This window comes from Mesorhizobium sp. B2-3-2 (assembly GCF_006442295.1).
Taxonomy (GTDB): Bacteria; Pseudomonadota; Alphaproteobacteria; order Rhizobiales; family Rhizobiaceae; genus Mesorhizobium.
This window is the reverse complement of sequence record NZ_VFWA01000033.1, coordinates 1-1,709: the sequence shown is the minus strand read 5'-3', so window position 1 is coordinate 1,709 and position 1,709 is coordinate 1. Positions and strand designations below refer to the sequence as shown.

Below are 1,709 nucleotides of genomic sequence, written 5' to 3'. Positions count from 1 at the left end.
GTGGTCACGGTCACCGACTTCGACGGCGACACAGTCAGCCAGTCGCTCGCCATCGGCGCCAAGATCGTCTTCGAGGATGACGGCCCGAAGGTGACGGCTGTCGCCGCCACCGGCGTTACGGTAGCGCTTGACGAGACGGCGACCACGAGCACCCCGGCTGGGATCGACACTGGTGCGTTCACCAAGGGCGAGGATCCCGATGTCGGCGGCACCGGTGCGATCGCGCACGGCACCAGTGACAGCGCCTTCGTCAACATCACCGCGCTGTTCGGCGCCGACGGTCCGGCCGTTTCGGGCAGCACCGTCTATGCGTTGAGCGTGACCAATGCGGTTTCCGGCCTTGCCGTCACCGACGGCTCCGCGATCCAACTGCAGCTGCTGGGCAACGGCGTCGTCGTCGGCGTCGTCCAGGGCGGCACGTTCAAGGGCGAGGCCGCGTTCGCGCTATCGATCGATCCGGCCACCGGCAAGGTGACCGTCGAGCAATATCTGTCGCTCCATCATTCCGACGCCGGCAATTCGGACGACACGGTGGTGCTGGGCTCGCATTCGGTCGCGGTGAGCGTGACCGTCACCGATGGCGACGGCGACACCGCCAGCGCCAGCGCCGACGTCTCGGGCCAGATCAGCTTCGACGACGATGGGCCGAGCCTGACCATCTCGCAGCCGAACGGTGCCTTGAACGGCCTGTTCCTGGACGGCTTCGTTCCCAATGGCGACGCCTGGGGCGCGGGCAGCGGCACCACGACCGGTCCCGCCGGCGCCTGGACCGTCACGGCTTCGCCCTACGAAGGCGCCAGCAGCATCGAATTGCAGAAGGTCGGTGACGGCTATCGCGGCGCCGACAGCCCGACCAACAGCGTTATGGTCGACCTCGAGGCCAGCCCCGGCAACGTCCAGATCTCGCAGACGCTGCATGGCCTCAGCGCCGGCGAATACCGCATCTCGTTCGAGATCGGCGCCGCCAACGACACCAGCCTCCCACACAGCGCCAGGCTCGAAGTGATCTGGAACGGGACCAGCGTCGGAACCTACGACCCGACCTCCGGCCTCATGCAGACCATCGCGCTCAACGTCACGGCGACAGCCGGCGACAACTCACTGACCTTCCGTGAGATCGGCGAAGCGGGCGACAACACCGGCACCTTCCTTGCCAACATCAAGGTCGGCGACATCATCGTCATCGACGAGACCGCAGGTGTCGATGCCGATTCCGACGACACCACTAATCAGGCCGTGGCGGCCCTGTTTGCCGGCGTCAATGCCGGAGCCGATCCCGACATGCCGCTGCACCAATATGCGCAAGGCAGCGGCGGCGTCGTGAACGCCACGGCGCTGTTCGGCGCCGATGGCCCGGCAACGAGCAATTCGCTTGTCTATGCGCTTACCCTTGCCAGCAATACGGGCGTGGATTCCGGCCTGAAGACCACCGACGGGCATGCCATCTCGCTGTTCAACGACGGCAGCGGCCGCGTGATCGGCGTCTATGATGCCGACAACAACGGCATCACCGCCACTGACAAGGTCGCCATCGCCCTGCATATCGATGCCGCTACCGGCCAAGTCGCGGTTGCGCAATACGTCTCGCTCCAGCATCCCGACACCAGCAGCAACGACGAGGGCATCGCGCTCGGCGCCGGCTCGGTCTCGGTCACCGTGACGGCGACCGATGGCGACGGCGACCACGTCACACAGAGCGCCGACATCTC

1 protein-coding gene is annotated in these 1,709 nt (G+C 66.3%); it reads left to right on the top strand.

Going from position 1 to position 1,709, the window contains the following annotated elements; all coding sequences use genetic code 11:
- The coding region (locus tag FJ964_RS31180; protein WP_224717437.1) for a DUF5801 repeats-in-toxin domain-containing protein at positions 1-1,709 on the top strand (1,709 nt) is incomplete at both ends.